Below are 2,990 nucleotides of genomic sequence, written 5' to 3' on the forward strand. Positions count from 1 at the left end.
AGAATAAACCGACGATCGCCGTAACGGAGGATTTTAAGGAAAACCAGCTTCGTAAAGTAAGTGCAACGGAACATGATCCCCATGTTTGGTTTGATGTAAAGCTATGGATCGTTGCTGCAGGGGCGGTGAAGAAGGAATTGATTGCCAATGACCCAGATCATGAAGCGGACTATCTCTCGCATTATGAAAAATATGTTTCGCAGTTGGAGGAGCTGGATCGGTACGTTCAGGACGAAATAAATAAAATTCCGGAAGACCAACGGGTGCTTGTTACAGCGCATGATGCCTTCGGTTACTACGGGCAGTCATATGGTTTGGACGTAAGGGGGCTTCAGGGAATCAACACATTGTCGGAATATGGATCAAAAGATGTGACGGATATGCGGAATTACCTGGTGAAGAACGAAATAAAAGCGATTTTCATAGAGTCCAGCGTTCCGAGGAAGGCGATAGAGGCTGTCATTCAAGGAGCTGCCAAGCAGGGCCATAGCGTGAAAATCGGCGGTGAATTATTCTCGGATGCGATGGGTGAAAAGGGTACGGAGGAAGGAACCTATATAGGAATGGTCCGTCATAATACAGACACGATCGTCCATGCTTTGAAATAAGGGGGAGAAAAAATGGAGCAAGCGGCTTTGAAGGTTGAGAATTTAACGATCGCTTATCATAAAAAACCGGTTGTGGAGGATGTCTCATTCGAGGTGCCGGAAGGGAATTTAATCGGTATCATCGGCCCTAACGGAGCAGGGAAATCGACCTTGATCAAGGGGATACTCGAATTGGTTCCGAAACTATCCGGAGACATCACAATCAAGGGCTCTACGTATAAGTCGATGAGAAAGAGCATCGGCTATGTACCGCAGCGGGAATCAGTGGATTGGGATTTTCCGACCAATGCGCTCGATGTCGTGATGATGGGGAGATATGGCCACCTTGGCTGGCTGAAGCGTCCTGGCAAGGCTGAAAGGCAAAAGGCGATGGAATGCCTCGATAAGGTGGGTATGGCCGAATATGCCAACCGTCAGATCAGCCAGCTCTCGGGCGGACAGCAGCAGCGGATTTTCCTGGCTCGTGCGTTGGCCCAGGAAGCGGATATCTACTTTATGGATGAACCGTTCGTGGGGGTCGATGCAGCAACCGAGAAAGCAATCATCCTATTGCTGATGGAATTGAAGGAAAAAGGCAAAACGGTTCTAGTCGTGCACCATGATCTATCGACAGTCAAGGAATATTTTGACTGGACGATGCTATTGAATAAAAGATTGATGAAAATTGGCCCGACTGGAGAAGTGTTCATTCCTGAATATTTGCAGGAAACCTATGGAGGCCGCTTAGCGATACTGCCAGATGCAAAGTCCGGCCTGTTATTGAAATGAGGTGTTCACGATGAATGTACTGGATATCATCACTGATCCAAATACGAGATGGATTTTGCTTGGCACGATGTTCCTCGGGTTAAGCAGTGGGGTCATCGGAAGCTTTGCATATCTCAGAAAGCAGTCTTTGCTTGGAGACACGTTGGCGCATGCAGCGTTGCCCGGCATCTGCGTCGCTTTTCTGCTGACTGGGGTGAAATCGACTTCCTTCTTTCTTATTGGTGCGGCATTGGCAGGTTTAGTGGCTGTTTTTTTGATAAGTATACTCACGAGGTACAGTAAAATTAAGCAGGATGCAGCTTTGGGAATCGTATTATCCTCCTTCTTTGGCTTTGGGATCGTCATGCTCACGCAAATCCAGCAGAGCGAGTATGGAAACCAGAGCGGGCTGGATACGTTCCTGTTCGGGCAGACGGCCTCGATGGTCATGTCCGATGTATATATGATGATGACGGTTTCTTTTATACTGATTGTCACTTGTACGTTGTTTTTTAAAGAATTCAAATTACTATCCTTTGACCCAGGGTTTGCCAAAGGAATGGGATTACCGGTCGTTTTCCTTGATTATTTCATCATGATGCTGATTGTGGCAGCTGTCGTGATCGGCATCCAAGCCGTCGGTGTCGTATTGATGGCATCCTTACTGATCACACCTGCAGTTTCCGCCAGATATTGGACCGAGCGTCTGCATATCATGGTCACCCTGTCCGGGATATTCGGAATGCTGAGCGGTGTGTCAGGCACGCTTATCAGCACGTCCGTCAATAATTTGCCGACAGGCCCGTTGATCGTCTTATCGGCGACGGCATGGTTTTTCTTTTCCATGCTTTTTGCACCTAAACGTGGAGTGCTTTCATCTGTATGGAGAAGGGTATCCTTGAAAAAGAATCATTCTCTCGAACAGGATAGAAGGAAAGGGAGACATACATCATGAATGATTTTTGGATTATCTTAGTTGGAGCATTGGTGGCGAGCTCCTGCAGTGTTCTAGGTTGTTTTTTAATCGTGAGGAAAATGACTTTGATAGGTGATGCCATCAGTCATTCCGTGTTACCGGGAATCGTATTGGCCTTTTTGATAACCGGGACCCGTGACTCCATTCCGATGCTGATCGGGGCAGCGGCGCTAGGTTTGCTTACAGTATTCTTGATCCAGCTTTTCCAATCTTCCGGCGTTCAATCCGACGCGGCAATCGGCATCGTCTTCACCTCACTCTTCGCCGCGGGAATCGTACTGGTGAGCTTGTATACGCAACAAATAGATTTTGACCTTGAGCACGTCCTGTACGGGGAAATCGCCTATACTCCGTGGAACACGATGACAATTGGCGGAATAGAGGCCGGGCCGAAAGCCGTTTGGATTGTGGGGAGCTGCTTTATCCTGAACCTCATCTTGATTTTCGTTTTCTTCAAACAGTTCAAGCTTGTATCCTTCGATCCGGCACTTGCCGCCGCCATGGGGATTCCGGTTCTGTTGTTTCATTATTTATTGATGAGCCTCATTTCGATGACTACCGTAGCTTCTTTTGATAGTGTAGGTTCGATTTTAGTGGTTGGAATGCTCATCATTCCCGCTGCGACGGCATATTTATTGTCAGAGCGTTTAAGCGGGATG

4 protein-coding genes are annotated in these 2,990 nt (G+C 47.6%); all 4 read left to right on the top strand.

The genetic code is table 11. The features are described from left to right. The coding region (locus tag CVN76_RS09600) for a metal ABC transporter solute-binding protein, Zn/Mn family (RefSeq protein ID WP_157805621.1) at positions 1 to 608 on the top strand (608 nt) is incomplete at its 5' end. 12 nt (positions 609 to 620) lie between these two features. Then, positions 621 to 1,376 carry a metal ABC transporter ATP-binding protein gene (locus CVN76_RS09605; protein ID WP_100531080.1) on the top strand — a complete coding sequence of 252 codons (756 nt, stop codon included), beginning with the start codon at positions 621 to 623 and terminating at the stop codon, positions 1,374 to 1,376. A gap of 10 nt (positions 1,377 to 1,386) precedes the next feature. Beyond that, positions 1,387 to 2,310: a metal ABC transporter permease gene (locus tag CVN76_RS09610; RefSeq protein WP_100531081.1), complete on the top strand. Its 924-nt coding sequence runs from the start codon at positions 1,387 to 1,389 to the stop codon at positions 2,308 to 2,310. Next, the coding region (locus CVN76_RS09615; protein ID WP_100531082.1) for a metal ABC transporter permease at positions 2,307 to 2,990 on the top strand (684 nt) is incomplete at its 3' end. The genes CVN76_RS09610 and CVN76_RS09615, both read left to right, overlap by 4 nt.

The sequence above is a fragment of the Bacillus sp. mrc49 genome (genome assembly GCF_002803435.1).